The organism is Enterobacter cloacae complex sp. Mu1197 (assembly GCF_040059225.1).
In the GTDB taxonomy this organism is placed as follows: Bacteria; Pseudomonadota; Gammaproteobacteria; order Enterobacterales; family Enterobacteriaceae; genus Enterobacter; species Enterobacter quasiroggenkampii.
Map to the genome: position 1 here is coordinate 1,428,894 of NZ_CP157375.1, position 14,509 is coordinate 1,443,402.

The 14,509-nt window shown below is 57.6% G+C and carries 12 protein-coding genes; 9 read left to right on the top strand and 3 right to left on the bottom strand.

The features are described from left to right. Nucleotides 1–61: 61 nt before the first annotated feature. The 3 genes from ABFV38_RS06775 to mntS form a co-directional block, all read right to left on the bottom strand. Nucleotides 62–1,416, bottom strand: a protein-coding gene (locus ABFV38_RS06775; protein ID WP_348958899.1) for an IS3 family transposase whose coding sequence is annotated in 2 segments (ribosomal slippage) — nt 62–966 and nt 966–1,416 — 1,356 coding nt in all. Because the reading frame shifts where the segments join, the coding sequence is not laid out codon by codon here. 236 nt (nt 1,417–1,652) lie between these two features. Further along, the gene (locus ABFV38_RS06780; RefSeq protein WP_063621229.1) at nt 1,653–3,236 is read right to left on the bottom strand and encodes a phosphoethanolamine transferase; all 1,584 of its coding nucleotides are present in this window, start codon (nt 3,234–3,236) and stop codon (nt 1,653–1,655) included. Between the two features lie 283 nt (nt 3,237–3,519). After that, nucleotides 3,520–3,648 (bottom strand): manganase accumulation protein MntS, encoded by a 129-nt coding sequence (gene mntS, locus ABFV38_RS06785; RefSeq protein WP_008501175.1) that lies wholly within the window; start codon nt 3,646–3,648, stop codon nt 3,520–3,522. Nucleotides 3,649–3,831: 183 nt separating this feature from the next. On the opposite strand from mntS, the gene mntR reads away from it, so the two are divergent. The 9 genes from mntR (at nt 3,832) to ABFV38_RS06830 (ending at nt 14,477) form a co-directional block, all read left to right on the top strand. Beyond that, on the top strand, nt 3,832–4,305 hold the full coding sequence (gene mntR, locus ABFV38_RS06790) for a manganese-binding transcriptional regulator MntR (RefSeq protein ID WP_008501176.1): 474 nt from the start codon (nt 3,832–3,834) through the stop codon (nt 4,303–4,305). Continuing rightward, nucleotides 4,302–5,411, top strand: coding sequence for an anion transporter (locus ABFV38_RS06795; protein WP_126535146.1), 1,110 nt, complete (start codon nt 4,302–4,304; stop codon nt 5,409–5,411). Before mntR ends, ABFV38_RS06795 begins: the two co-directional genes overlap by 4 nt. 101 nt (nt 5,412–5,512) lie before the next feature. Then, nucleotides 5,513–6,607 carry an HlyD family secretion protein gene (locus tag ABFV38_RS06800; protein WP_048222160.1) on the top strand — a complete coding sequence of 365 codons (1,095 nt, stop codon included), beginning with the start codon at nt 5,513–5,515 and terminating at the stop codon, nt 6,605–6,607. Continuing rightward, nucleotides 6,604–8,175: a DHA2 family efflux MFS transporter permease subunit gene (locus tag ABFV38_RS06805; RefSeq protein WP_048027030.1), complete on the top strand. Its 1,572-nt coding sequence runs from the start codon at nt 6,604–6,606 to the stop codon at nt 8,173–8,175. The genes ABFV38_RS06800 and ABFV38_RS06805 overlap by 4 nt, the downstream gene beginning before the upstream one ends. After that, on the top strand, nt 8,175–9,698 hold the full coding sequence (locus ABFV38_RS06810; RefSeq protein WP_045909419.1) for an efflux transporter outer membrane subunit: 1,524 nt from the start codon (nt 8,175–8,177) through the stop codon (nt 9,696–9,698). The genes ABFV38_RS06805 and ABFV38_RS06810 overlap by 1 nt, the downstream gene beginning before the upstream one ends. A gap of 107 nt (nt 9,699–9,805) precedes the next feature. Next, nucleotides 9,806–10,846, top strand: a complete 1,041-nt coding sequence (locus tag ABFV38_RS06815; RefSeq protein ID WP_348958901.1) for an aldo/keto reductase — start codon at nt 9,806–9,808, stop codon at nt 10,844–10,846. 148 nt (nt 10,847–10,994) lie between these two features. Further along, nucleotides 10,995–12,371: a glycoside hydrolase family 1 protein gene (locus ABFV38_RS06820; protein WP_348958902.1), complete on the top strand. Its 1,377-nt coding sequence runs from the start codon at nt 10,995–10,997 to the stop codon at nt 12,369–12,371. Nucleotides 12,372–12,422: 51 nt separating this feature from the next. After that, nucleotides 12,423–13,745 carry a PTS transporter subunit EIIC gene (locus tag ABFV38_RS06825; protein WP_196346025.1) on the top strand — a complete coding sequence of 441 codons (1,323 nt, stop codon included), beginning with the start codon at nt 12,423–12,425 and terminating at the stop codon, nt 13,743–13,745. A 15-nt stretch (nt 13,746–13,760) separates the two neighbouring features. Continuing rightward, nucleotides 13,761–14,477 carry a GntR family transcriptional regulator gene (locus ABFV38_RS06830; RefSeq protein ID WP_348959405.1) on the top strand — a complete coding sequence of 239 codons (717 nt, stop codon included), beginning with the start codon at nt 13,761–13,763 and terminating at the stop codon, nt 14,475–14,477. Nucleotides 14,478–14,509 lie beyond the last annotated feature (32 nt).

Genomic DNA, 14,509 nt, shown 5'->3' on the forward strand with positions numbered 1-14,509 from the left:
GAGCCCGGGTCGCCAGGGTGGTGGCGACTGCACTGAACCCCTAAACCTGGACACCATGCTTTCATTGTTGTTCTGTCAGAGTCCGGTATTCAACCGGACTCATCCCGCCCGTTTTTAAACTGATTCGTTCGGTATTGTAATAGCGAATATACCTGCCAATATCGCTTTCAAGCTCTTTCACTGAACTGTATTTTTTCCTGTAATACATCTCTACTTTCAGGTGACTGAAGAAGTTTTCCATCACTGCATTATCCAGACAGTTGCCCTTACGCGACATACTTTGTGTTATGCCTGCATCAGCCAGCATTCTGCGCCAGACAGGCGTTCTGTAAGCCCAGCCCTGATCACTGTGCAACATCGCACCTTCTTTGTTTCTGCATGCATTAAGCGCTTTTTTTAGCATCCTGCAGACCAGAGGTTGCGACTGACTGGTTGATGTTTGCCAGGCCACAATTTCATTATTGAACAGATCCTGAAGGGCCGAAAGGAACAGTTTTTGACCACCGGCACGGAACTCCGTCACGTCTGTGCACCACTTTATCCCACTGCGTTCGGCTCTGAAGTTGCGAGCAAGAAGATTATCGGAAGCCGGGCCACCACCGGCCATACAGGAACGGTATTTTCTTCGGCGCAACTGGCATGTCAGATCATACTTTTTCATCAATATACGAACCGTTTTATGGTTCAGCGTGAAGGCCTCATTACGCAGTGCCGCCGTCATTCTTCGGTAACCATAGCATTGGGCGTTTCTCTGACTGATCGTGAACATAGCACTGACAGCAGCCGCATACCGAACCGGCTCACCTGCGGGCCTGGATATCTGGTAATAATACGTGCTGCGCGCCAGCCCTGCGGCACAGAGCAGGTAAACAAGTCGGTGGTCTGCAAGCAGACTCTGTATCACTCGCGCTTTTTCTGCTGTTCCCTGAGAGTTTTTTCTTCCCTCAGGGCTTTGAGCTTTTTTAGATATGCGTTTTCCGCCCGCAGATATTCCAGCTCTCTCAGAAGTTCTGAGGGAGTCATCTCACTGAGCGGTCTGGAGTCAGGTATAAACTTTTTCTGTGACATAGCGGGCCCGGATTTGGCTGTATTAAGCGCCTGTGCGCCGCCTTTCCGGTAACGTCTTGTCCAGTCGAGAATGAGCGACTCATTTGGAATGGCAAAGCGCGCTGAAGCTTCCGCATAGCTGCACCCGTGTTCAGCAACATAACGGATTACGCGGAGCCTGAAAGCTGAAGTATAGGTCCGTGCAGGACGGTCCTCCAGCCCGGCCTTCCCCTGACGCCTGTAAGACCGTATCCAGCGGGTAAGAGGTGTTCGGCCAACACTGAACAGACGGGCTGTTTCTTTAATGCTCGACTGGCCAGTCATGTAATGCTGAACAGCCTCAAGACGGATGTGGAAGGGATATCTCATAAGGACCTCCAGATTCTATGATCTGGTGTCCTGGATATGGGGTTCAGTGCAGACTGAGCCACCCTGGCACGTTCACCGGTGATGTCGTTACAGAGTAGCAAGGAACATAAAGTGAACGGAATGACCACCAGAGCCGTATGTTCCCCCTCACCCCATCCCTCTCCCTCAAGGGAGAGGGAGTCGTCCGTGCAGGCCTCAGCCCTGTAGGAGAGGGCCTGGGAGAGGACATCAGACCGCTACTTACTCTTAATATCAAAAATATCCGTACCCAGATGGTTGTAGTCAACTTTCTGTAACTTGAAGTTGGTAACGTACACTTGGGGAGCTTTCTTGTTAGAGACAAACGGGTAAGCGTTTTTTATCTGCCCGGCGGTAATCCCCGTCCACTGCGAGAAAAACTGCAGGAAATCATTCGCTGAACGACGCGCTTTAATGACGCGATGCGTTTTATCGTCACTCGACAGCACCATAAACGGCACCTGGAAGTTCTGCTGGAACTTGTCATCGTGCGCCAGATACTGCACCTCTTTGCCGCGCTCTTTAAACGCCAGTCCGTGATCCGAGAAATAGACCAGGGAGAAACTGTCGCCCGTATTGCGCAGCTGATCGTAGAGCTTGCTCAGCAGGTCGTCAGTTTGCGTCATGGTGTAGAGATAGCAGGAGGTCTCTTTGGACTGCACGAACTCCGCGTACTTCCCGCCGGTCCGATCGCAGGCCTGCGGGTGCGATCCCATCAGGTGCAAGACGATCAGCTGAGGCTGGGTGCGCGGGGTGGCGAAGACCTGCGCCGTCATTTTCAGCAACGCTTCGTCTTTAGTGTTTTTGTCAGCTTCAAAGTCGCCGTTTTTCAGGAACTGCACTTCGTCAGCCCGTTTGGCGATGCTGGCGATGGCCGTATCGTATTCGCCAATTTGCCCCTGATTCGAGAACCACCACGTCTGAAAACCTGCGCGGTTTGCCAGGGTGACGAAATTATCCTGATACTGCGGTTTGCCATCCACCACCCGGTTAAGGGTCAGGCCGAGCGATTTCTGCGTTGAGCCGCTGGCCGCGACATAATCGGTAAACAGGGTGCCTTTGACCGAACTCGCGAACGGGGTGTTGTCCCAGTGGCCGCCAAACGCCCCCATTGCATCGCGACGTGCGCTTTCGCCAATCACCACCACATAGGTGTGATATTTCGGCTTAACGGCCAGCACGTTCCAGGTGTCTTTCATATTGGAAAGCTCAGCCATGCGGGCCTGTTCGTCGAGAACCTCTTTATTATTTACAACGACGTCTTTCACGAAGCGGAAAACCGGATAGCCGATGTTAATAAGTCTTAGCTTACCGTCCCAGGGAATATTCTGGATGGGGGCGACAAACGCCACGGCAACGCTGAACACCAGACAGAGTATGTCGATCTTACCCCAGGATTTTTTCTCGCCCGGCTGACGGCGAATGGCGATAACGCCCAGCGCGAAGATAAAGAGCCCGACCACGTAGCTGTACCACGGGAAGATCGTCAGGATCTCCGTCGACTCTTCCATATTGGTCGAGTGCAGCGCCAGCAGGGTATTAAAGTTTGGCGAGCCGTAGGCCTGACCAAACGGGAAATAGAGTGCCGCAACCAGCGAACAGATGCCGATTAATGCTTTTTGCGCGCGCGGCGCGGCTCGCCACAGCACATGCAGAATGCAGGTGAAGGCCACCGCGTAGAGCAGACTAAAGGGATAACCGAGCGCAAAGTTAATCAGTAATGACTGCAAAAAGTAAAACCCCGTCCACGGGCTTAAGGCCCGGCTGCGGGTCACAACGGTATCTATCAGGGTTAAATTCATAGGTCACTATCATGGATGAAAACGCCATGTGCTCACCCTGGCGTCAAGGGTCATAACCTGCCTGACAGTGCGTGGAGAGGGAATGAGGGTCCGCTTCAGCGAGCCGCAAATTGTGCAGGGCTGCAAGAAGATAGTGCGAGCGCTAAATAATATCAACAGTTGCTAAGCAGATGTTTTGCGAAGGGGATTGCAAATCCGTAAAAAAGATCGGGAATAGGGCGGCTGGAAGCCAGTTTACAGCGAAAATGTGACGGGAAAATGAAGCGGCGTACCGCGACGCCGCTTAGTGGGAAGGTTTGTCATCCTGATGCGGTTTGCCGTTAAACATATCGCACAGCATGTTCAGCAGCATTAAGCGCACTTTAAAGGGTGAGTGGGTAAACACGGTCATGCACCTCTTGAATTCGTTCATAAGACCTCCTGATTTTTGATCCCTTCGATCCGTGAAGGGTGACTGCATTACATACAGATATAGCACAGGCTATATTGTATAGCTATGGCTATTTCGTTAATTTTTTGTGCTTGTGGAGGGATGGTTTACAATGTGCGCTCTCGATACCGGGCGCTGGAAGCGTCACCCCACTGAGGAAGTACAATGAACCGTCGCGCAGGTAAGCCAACCATTAAAAAAACGACGCAACTGGTGAATGTTGAAGAGCATGTCGAAGGTTTTCGCCAGGTCCGTGAAGCGCACCGGCGTGAACTGATTGATGATTATGTTGAACTCATTTCCGATCTGATTCGTGAGGTCGGGGAAGCACGTCAGGTCGATATGGCCGCCAGGCTGGGGGTATCGCAGCCAACTGTCGCAAAAATGTTAAAACGTCTCGCCTCCGTGGGCCTAATCGAAATGATCCCCTGGCGCGGGGTCTTTCTGACGCCAGAAGGGGAGAAACTCGCGCAGGAGAGCCGCGAGCGCCATCAGCTTGTCGAGAATTTTTTGCTGGTGCTGGGCGTTAGCCCGGAGATTGCCCGCCGGGATGCGGAAGGAATGGAACACCACGTCAGCGAAGAGACGCTGGTGAAGTTTCGTGAGTTTACGCTTAAATATGGTCCCTCCGCTGAATGAAAATCCCTGGACTGCAGGCCCTGGCACGCGATCGTTTCTTCCATCTCTTATTACTCATTGGCGCAGGGTTAAGCCTCTTTGTGCCGTTTGCGCCGCAGGCCTGGCCCGCCGCCATTGACTGGCGCACCATCATTACCCTGAGCGGCCTGATGATGCTCACCAAAGGGGTCGAGCTGAGCGGCTATTTTGACGTGCTGGGCCGTAAAATGGTGCGCCGTTTTGCCACCGAGCGCAGGCTGTCCCTGTTTATGGTGTTTTCCGCCGCGGTGCTGTCGACGTTTCTGACCAACGACGTGGCGCTGTTTATCATCGTGCCCCTCACGCTCACGCTGCGTAAGCTTTGCGAGATCCCGGTCAGCCGGCTGATCATCTTTGAAGCGCTCGCCGTTAACGCCGGTTCTCTGTTAACGCCTATCGGCAACCCGCAAAATATCCTCCTCTGGGGACGTTCCGGGCTGTCGTTCGCCGCCTTTACCTGGCAGATGGCGCCGCTGGCGCTGGTGATGATGCTGTCGCTGATGGCGGTGTGCTGGTTTGCGTTTCCGGATAAAAAACTGCAATACCACAGCGGCACCACGGGCCCGCAGTGGCAGCCGCGTCTGGTCTGGAGCTGTCTCGGGTTATACATCGTCTTTCTGTTCGCGCTGGAGCTGAAGTATGAGCTGGCGGGTGTCCTGCTGGTCGCCGCAGGCTTTGTCGTCCTGGCACGGCGCGTGCTGGTCAGCGTGGACTGGACACTGCTGCTGGTCTTTATGGTGATGTTTATTGATGTGCATCTTCTCATCCAGCTTCCGGTGCTGCAGAACGTGCTGCACAGCGTCAGCACGCTGTCTCAGCCGGGACTGTGGCTGACGGCGATTGGCCTGTCGCAGGTTATCAGCAACGTGCCGTCCACTATTCTGCTGCTCAACTACGTTCCGCCGGATACGCTGCTGGCCTGGGCGGTGAATATCGGCGGGTTTGGGCTGTTGCCCGGCTCGCTGGCTAACCTTATTGCTCTGCGCATGGCCAACGACCGTCGTATCTGGTGGCGCTTCCATCTCTGGTCGATCCCGATGCTGGTTTGGGCTGCGGCGATCGGTTTCGGAATATTCCTTCTCATATAGTGCGCAATTTGTCAGTTTTTCCTGGCAAACGTATAGCAACGTCCTAGCTTTAGTGAACGGCATAGTGTGATGCCGCTCACTGACAGGACCGTTGCTGAACTATGGCTGAAGATCAAAATAAGCCTGCTGACGAGCAGGACAAAAATAATAATGAGCGTAAGCGCCCGGGCAAAAAACCGTTAATTATCCTCGGCATTGTCGTGGTGGTGATGGTTGTCGTGGCGCTGGTCTGGTGGTTTTTAACCCGTAACGAAGAGACGACTGACGACGCCTTTACCGACGGCGACGTGGTGACGATTGCCCCGAAAACGGCAGGCTACGTCACCGAGCTGCGGGTGCGCGATAACCAGCGCGTGAAAAAGGGCGATCTGCTGGTGGTCATCGATCCGCGGGATACCACCGCTCAGCGCGATCAGGCTCAGGCCCAGCTTGGGCTGGCTATCGCGCAGCTGCACCAGGCCCAGGCGCAGCTGGCGCTCTCAAAAGTGCAGTATCCCGCCCAGCGTGACGAAGCCAAAGCGCAGGTGCTGAAAGCGCAGGCCGATCTGGCGAACGCGCAGGCGGAGTACCGTCGCCAGCGCGGCGTCGACCCGCGGGCAACTACCCAGCAAAGCATTGATTCCGCGAACGCTCAGCTGCGCAGCGCGCAGGCGGGGCTGGCCAGCGCCCAGGCGCAGCTGGAGGTGGCAGAGCAGGTCCAGCTGCAAATCCGCCAGCAGGAAACCAACGTTGAAGCGCGCGAGCGCCAGGTCGATCAGGCGAAAGCGCAGCTGGAAACGGCCAATCTGAACCTCTCTTACACCGAAGTCCGCGCCCCGTTCGACGGGTTTGTCACCAAACGCAACGTGCAGCCCGGCACGCTGGTACAGGCGGGAACGGCGTTGTTCTCCCTGGTTTCGCCGAACGTGTGGGTGGTGGCGAACTTCAAAGAGTCCCAGCTTGAGCGCATGAAGCCCGGCGATAAGGTCACCGTGTCGGTCGACGCGTGGCCGGATATGGCGCTTGAGGGCCATGTTGATAGTATCCAGCAGGGCAGCGGCTCGCGCTTCTCCGCCTTCCCGGCAGAAAATGCCACCGGTAACTTTGTCAAAATTGTGCAGCGCGTGCCGGTCAAAATCGTGATTGATAAGGGGCTCGATCCGAACAAACCGCTGCCGCTGGGGCTGTCGGTTGCGCCGAAGGTGACGGTGGAATGACGGATCACAGCCACGACAGCTGGAAGCCCGCCAGCAATCCGTGGGCGGTGGCGATTGTCGTCACCCTGGCGGTGTTTATGGAAATTCTGGACACCACTATCGTCAACGTGGCGCTGCCTCACGTGGCAGGCTCGCTCTCGTCCAGCTATGACGAATCCACCTGGGTGTTAACCAGCTACCTGGTCGCGAACGGCATCGTGCTGCCCATCTCGGCGTTTCTGAGCCGCGTCTTCGGCCGCAAGCAGTTCTTCCTGATCTGCATCGTCATGTTCACCGTCTGCTCGTTCCTCTGCGGGATCGCCACCGAGCTGTGGCAGATCATCCTGTTCCGCGTGATGCAGGGTTTTTTTGGCGGCGGGCTACAGCCCACGCAGCAGTCGGTACTGCTCGACTACTTCAAGCCGGAGGACAGGGGCAAAGCCTTTGGGCTCTCGTCCATCGCGATTATCGTTGCTCCGGTCCTCGGCCCGACGCTGGGGGGCTGGATCACCGACAACTACTCCTGGCGCTGGGTGTTCTTTATCAACATCCCGGTGGGGATTGTCACGGTGCTGGCGATCTACCAACTGCTGGAAGATCCGCCGTGGGAGAGCAAGTCAAAAGAGAAGCTGACCATCGACTGGACGGGGATCGGCCTGATTGCCCTGGGGCTGGGCTGCCTGCAGGTGATGCTTGACCGGGGGGAAGATGAGGACTGGTTCTACTCAAACTTTATTCGTACCTTCGCGGTATTAACGCTTATCGGCATTATCGGTGCCATTTACTGGCTGGTGTATGCCAGAAAACCGGTGGTGGATCTGCACTGCATGAAGGACCGCAACTTTGCCATCTCCAGCCTGCTGATGGCGGGGATGGCGATGATTTTGTACGGCAGTTCCGTGGTGATCCCGCAGCTGGCGCAGCAGGACCTGGGCTATACCGCCACCTGGTCCGGGCTGGTGCTGTCGCCCGGGGCGGTGCTGATTGTGCTGACTATTCCGCTGGTGCTGAAGCTGATGCCGGTGGTGCAAACGCGCTGGATTATCGCCTTTGGCTTTACCTGTCTGGCGGTGTCGTTCTTCTGGTCGCGCACGCTGACCCCGGATATCGACTTCGAGACGCTGGTGCTGTTCCGCAGCGCCCAGTCACTGGGGCTGGGGTTCCTGTTTGTGCCCCTGACCACCATTGCCTTTATTTCGATTCCAAGACGGCTGAATGCCGATGCGGCGGCGCTGTTTACCATGTTCCGTAACGTCGCGGGCTCGGTCGGGATCTCGCTGTCGACGGCGGCCATCACCGAACGATCCCAGGCGCACAGCGCGCATCTGGCGTACCACGCCTCGCCGTTTAACGAGCAGTTCCAGCAGGCGATACGCGAAAGCGCCCAGGCGATCCAGAACTTCACGACCCAGGTGGGAGACCCCACCGGCATCGCCACCGGACGCCTGTACCAGACCATGATCGAGCAGTCGCGCTTTTTGGCCTACATCGACGTCTTCACCATCCTGAGCGCCGTGGCCTTGCTATTGATTCCGTTTTGTTTGTTGCTCTCGCCGGTTAAGAGCGAGGGGAGTGCAGGAGCACATTGATGATACACAGACGTTTACACCCCCTGATGATAATGATGCTGCTGGCAGGCTGCGCCGTCGGACCGGACTATCAGCCGCCCGCGCCACCTGCCGTCACGCACTGGAACGATAAGGGCGACAGCGCGGTAAAATCGCAGACGACCTCCGCCGCGACCAACCCTCGCTGGTGGAAGACCTTCGGCTCGCCACAGCTCGACAGCCTGGTGGAACGCGCCATCGCCGGGAACCTGACGCTGCAGCAGACGGTGCTGCGCATCGCCGGCGCGCGCGAACAGATTAACCAGGCGGGCGGGGCATTTTACCCGTCGGTGAACGGCAATCTACAGGCGACGCGCCAGCAGCTCGGGCTGGAAGGGGAGCTGAAATCCCACGGCGTGTATGACCAGGTGGATAGCATCGATCCCGCTCTCAAGGGCGCGCTGGGACCGCTGACGCAGCCGATCAACCTCTACCAGGGCAGCTTCGACGCCCAGTGGGAAATTGACCTGTGGGGTAAGGTGCGTCGTCAGGTGGAAGCCGCTGAAGCGCAGCAGAAAGCGGCTATCGAGCAGCGTAACGACGCGCTGGTGTCGCTGGAGGCGGAAGTGGCGCGCGCGTGGCTCCAGCTGCGCGGGGCGCAGAGCGTTATCGCCACGCTGAACACCCAGATTAAAAGCGCGCAGCAGACGCTGGATCTGACCGAGAGCCGCCAGCGCGGCGGGCTGTCGCCGCAGATGGACGTGGAGAATGCGCGTGCACAGCTGGGTAACCTGGAGGCGCAGCTGCCGCAGTACCAGGCGCAGGCGCGTCAGGCGATGAATGGCCTGGCAATCCTCCTGGGCAAGCCGCCGGGGGCGCTGGATGCGGAACTGCAAAGCGTGCAGCCGATGCCTGCGCTGCCGGATATCGTGCAGACCGGCATTCCGTCGACGCTGGCGCGCCGCCGTCCGGACGTGCGCGAAGCGGAGGCGAACCTTCATGCCGCCACGGCGCAAATCGGCGTCTCGGTGGCGGAGCTGTTCCCGAGCTTTACCCTCTCCGGGCAGTTTGGCCTGCGCAACAGCGAAACCAACTGGCTGACCGACTGGAGCAGCCACTTCTACAGCTTTGGCCCGCAGGTCTCCATTCCCATCTTCCAGGGCGGTCGGCTGGTCTCCAGCGTGAAGGTGGCGCGCGCGCAGCAGGGGGCGGCGGTGCTGGACTATCGTCAGACGGTGCTCACCGCGCTTGGCGATGTCGAAAACGCCCTGGTGAGCTATCGCACCGACCAGCAGCGTGAAGCGGGTCTCGCAAAAACGATCGACGCCCTGCAAAACGCCTTTGACCTGGCGAGCGACAGCTATCGTCAGGGGATCGCCAGCTTCATTGACGTGCTGGACGCCCAGCGGCAGCTGGCCCAGGCCGAGCAGCAGCGCGCGCAGGCGCAGGTGCAAAGCGCGCTCGATCTGGTGGCGCTCTACAAGGCGCTCGGCGGCGGCTGGGAGCCGTATCAGCAGGTGCAATTACCGGACTACAGCGTCTTTGGCGACGCCCCGCGCGGATAAATTTTCAGAGGATTGGGCAAGAAACGGACAGGAACGCCACATTCGCGATGGCTGAGGGGCGGGTATAACTATTGGGTACCCCTTAAACGACATGCGAGGATTATCTTATGCGTTATCAAAAACTGGGCAACACCGGTCTGTTCGTTTCTGAACTGTGCCTCGGCACCATGACCTTCGGCGGTGAAGGCGGCATGTGGGGCAAGATTGGTCAGCTCCAGCAAAGCGAAGCAGAACAGCTGGTGGGCCGCGCGCTGGATGCCGGGATCAACTTTATCGATACCGCGGACGTTTACTCGGAAGGGCGTTCGGAGGAGATCACCGGCCAGGCGCTGAAAAACCTGAAAATCCCCCGCGAGAACGTGGTCGTCGCGACCAAAGTGTTCGGCGAAACCGGAACGGCAGGGGTGAACTCGCGCGGCAGCTCGCGCTATCACATCATCAGCAGCGTGAAGGAGAGCCTGCGCCGCCTGCAGCTCGATCATATCGATCTTTATCAGCTGCACGGCTTCGACCCGGCCACGCCGATTGAAGAGACGCTGTATGCGCTGAATAACCTGGTGCAGCACGGCCACGTGCGCTATATCGGCGTCTCAAACTGGGCGGCGTGGCAGATTGCCAAAGCGCTGGGCATTTCCGAGCGTCTCGGGCTGGCGCGTTTCGCATCCCTCCAGGCGTATTACACCATCGCCGGACGCGATCTTGAGCGCGAGCTGGTGCCGATGATGCAGAGCGAAGGCGTCGGGCTGATGGTCTGGAGCCCGCTGGCAGGCGGCCTGCTGAGCGGAAAATATGGCCGCGACGGGCAGAGCGAAGCCGGTGGTCGTCGTCTGGAGTTTGACTTCCCGCCGGTGAACAAAGATCGCGCCTTCGACTGCGTGGACGTGATGCGCACGATCGCCGAAAGCAAGGGTGTCTCCGTCGCGCAAATCGCGCTGGCTTGGCTGCTGCACCAGAAAGCGGTGACCAGCGTCATCATTGGCGCGAAACGCGTTGAACAGCTGGACGACAACATTGCCGCCACCGGGATCCTTCTCAGCGAAGACGAGCTTCAGCAGCTTGATGCGGTGAGCGCGCTGCCGCGGGAATATCCTGGCTGGATGCTGGAGCGGCAGGGGGAGTATCGCCGCAATCAGCTCGCGCAGCAGTAACCTTTCTTGCCCCGGTAGTGCATCGCTTACCGGGGCTTTTTTTCCCGCATTGCTCACAAAAAACGATCCTCCTCTTTGATCGTTTTTACATCTTTGCCTATATGACTAGTCATGAATTTTTAAATGACTAGTCATATAGGGAGGGAACATGAACAATCAGCTGCCGGCCAACTTTTTATGGGGCAACTCGGTCTCCAGCATGCAGACGGAAGGGGCCTGGAACGAGGGCGGGAAGGGGATGTCGGTGTATGACATTCGTGAAGCCGGGGAGAACGTCTCCGACTGGAAAGTGGCGACCGACTCCTACCACCGCTACCGGGAAGATTTTGACCTGATGCAGGATCTGGGCATGAACTGCTACCGCTTCCAGATCTCATGGAGCCGCGTCTGCCCGCAGGGTGACGGCCCGTTCAACGACGAAGGCATCGCATTTTACGACCGCTTTATAGACGATCTGATCGCCCGCGGCATCGAGCCGATGATCTGCCTGTACCATTTCGATATGCCGCTCGCGCTGGCGCAGGAGTACAACGGCTTTATCGATCGCTGCGTGATGGACGCCTTTGTCCGCTACGGCAAAAAGATGATCGACTGCTTTGGCGACCGCGTGAAGTACTGGCTGACCTTCAACGAGCAGAATATTTTCCATATGCCGGAAGCCTTCCGCATTTCCGGCTATATGACAGGCGAGAAAACCCTGCGCGAGCTGTACCTGCTCCAGCACCATACGATGGTGGCGCACATGGCGCTGACCGAATACCTGCACCAGACGAAACCGGGCCAGCTGATGGGCGGCATGCTGGCGCACCAGCTGATCTACCCGGCCACCTGCAAACCGCGCGATATCTTCTGCGCCCAGCAGTATGACGAATTCCTCAACCAGAATTTGCTGCGCGTCTTTGCCGGGCAGGGCTACAGCCCGGCGGTGATGGCGGTGGTGGAGCAGGAGGGCTTTGGCGATATCTACCGCGCAGACGATCTCGCGCTGCTGGCGCGCACCCAAAACGACTATATGGCCTTCAGCTACTACGCCAGCAAAACGCTGGACAGCGATGCGATCCCGGAAGGCACGCCGGTCAACTATTACCTGCTGCACGGCGAGAAAAATAACCCGTACCTGAAGGCCACCGAGTGGAACTGGCAGATCGATCCGCTGGGCTTCCGCACCATCATCACCCGCTACGCCAACGACTGGCGCCTGCCGGTGTTCCCGATCGAGAACGGCATCGGCGTGATTGAGTCCTGGGATGGGGTGAACCCGATTGAGGACACCTACCGCATCGACTACCACCGGGCGCACATCGAGGCGATGAAAGCGGCGATGTTCGAGGACGGGGCAGAGGTCATTGGCTACCTCGGCTGGGGGTTAATCGACATTCTCAGCTCCCAGGGCGACATGCGTAAGCGCTACGGCGTGGTGTACGTCAACCGGGAAAACCACGACCTGAAAGACCTCAGGCGCGTACCGAAGAAGAGCTACGCGTGGTTAAAACAGGTTATCCATACCAACGGACGCGAGATGTAAGCCGTACGCTGCCGGGCCGTTTTTGTGACTGATTGATGGGAACACGCCGCTATGTCTGAAACAAAAATCACACCGCACATGCAGTCCTTTGTCGATAAATTTGTCGAGTTTTCGGCGCGCCTGGCAAACCAGGTGCACCTGCGCTCCCTACGCGACGCCTTCGCCACGGTAATGCCCATTTTCATCCTCGCCGGTCTGGCGGTGCTGGTGAACAACGTGGTGTTTCCGTGGATGTTTAAGGGCGATACGCTGGCGCATTTTCAGGTGTGGGGCGAGGCGATTATCAACGGCACGCTGAACATCGCCGCGCTGCTGCTGGCCCCGATGATTGCCTGGTCGCTGGCGCGCAACAAAGATTTCGACAATCCGGTCTCGGCAGTGGTTATCGCCGTCAGCAGTTTTATCATTATGATGCCGATGCGCTTACAGATTACGCCCGTCGGCAGCGACGCTGCGGTCAGCGTGACGCAGGTGCTGACCTTCGCCAATATCGGCTCCACCGGGATTTTCGCCGGGGTGCTGATTGGGCTGCTTTCAACGGAGGTATTCATCGCCATCTCGCGGTTGAAGGCGCTGCACATTTCGCTCGGAGAAAACGTGCCCCCGGCGGTGAGCAAATCCTTTACCGCGCTGATCCCAACCATTCTCACGCTTTCCCTGTTCGCGGTGCTCGCGGCGATACTGGCAAATGTGCTGCATACGGACCTGATCCATCTCATTACGACCTTCATCCAGCAGCCGCTGCGGCTGATCAACACCAGCCTGCCGGGGACGATTTTCATCTACAGCTTCGGCAACTTCCTGTTCACGCTCGGCATTCATCAGTCAGTGGTCAACAGCGTGGTGCTGGAGCCGTTCCTGCTGATCAATACCAACGAGAACATGCTGGCCTTCGCCAACGGCCAGCCCATTCCGCACATCATCAATAACATCTTCGTGCCGACCTTTGGCATGGTGGGCGGGACGGGCAGCACGATATCGCTGCTGATCGCCATCTTTATCTTCTCCCGACAACAGTCGGCGAAGCAGGTGGCGCGTCTCTCGCTGGCGCCGGGCCTGTTTAATATCAACGAGCCGGTGATTTTTGGCCTGCCGATCGTGTTTAACCTGCCGCTGATGATCCCATTCGTGCTGCTGCCCGCGATAGGCATTTACTTTGCCTGGCTCTGTACCACGCTGGGATTCATGTCGCGCTGCGTGGTGATGATCCCGTGGACCACGCCGCCGATTCTCAGTGCCTGGCTGGCCACGGCGGGAGACTGGCGGGCGGTGGTGGTGCAGTTGGCAATCATCGTATTTGGTGTATTCTTCTACCTGCCTTTCCTCAAAATTGCCGAGCGAGTGGCCTTGAAAAACAGCGGGATAGAAAACTAACAGAAAGGAAGGATGATGGCGGCGAAGTACATCACCATAGCGCGGGAAATCAAGAAACGCATTATCAGCCAGCAGTACGCCGCCCATGAACCGCTGCCGGACCAGTTTGCGCTGGCGGCGGAGTTCAGCACCAGCCGGATGACCATCCAGCAGGCGATGCGCCAGCTGATCGTCGAAGGGCTGGTCTATACCCGCCAGGGGCAGGGGACGTTCATCCGCAAAAATTTCCTCCAGCTTTCGCAGTGGGATCTCTCCGGCAGCGACTACTTTGGCGCGACCAAAACCTGGGCGCATCTGGGTACGGTTACGAGCCGGGTGGTGCATTTCGAACTGCGCTTCCCGAACGAAAAAGAGCAGGCGTCGCTGATGATTAACGCCGATGCGCCGATCTACGACTTCATTCGCCTGCGTTTGCTGAACGGCGAACCGATGTCGCTGGATTCCACGGTGATGCCGATGAATCTGGTGCCGGGCCTGACGAAAAACCATCTTGAAGGTTCAGTGTTTCAGTACGTTCAGGAGACCCTGGGGCTGAAAATTATGGGCTCGTATCGGGTGGTGCGGGCGCTTAAGCCCAGCGCGCTGGACAGAGAGCATCTGGTCTGCGAGGAAACCGATCCGGTACTGGAGGTGGAGCAGGTCATTTATCTGGAAGATGGCACGCCGCTGGAGTATGCCCACTGTCACTATCGGTACGACCACGGCGGGATTGTGATCGTGAATAACGGGTAAAAAAAAGCGGGCCTCGAAGCCCGCTTTTTTAA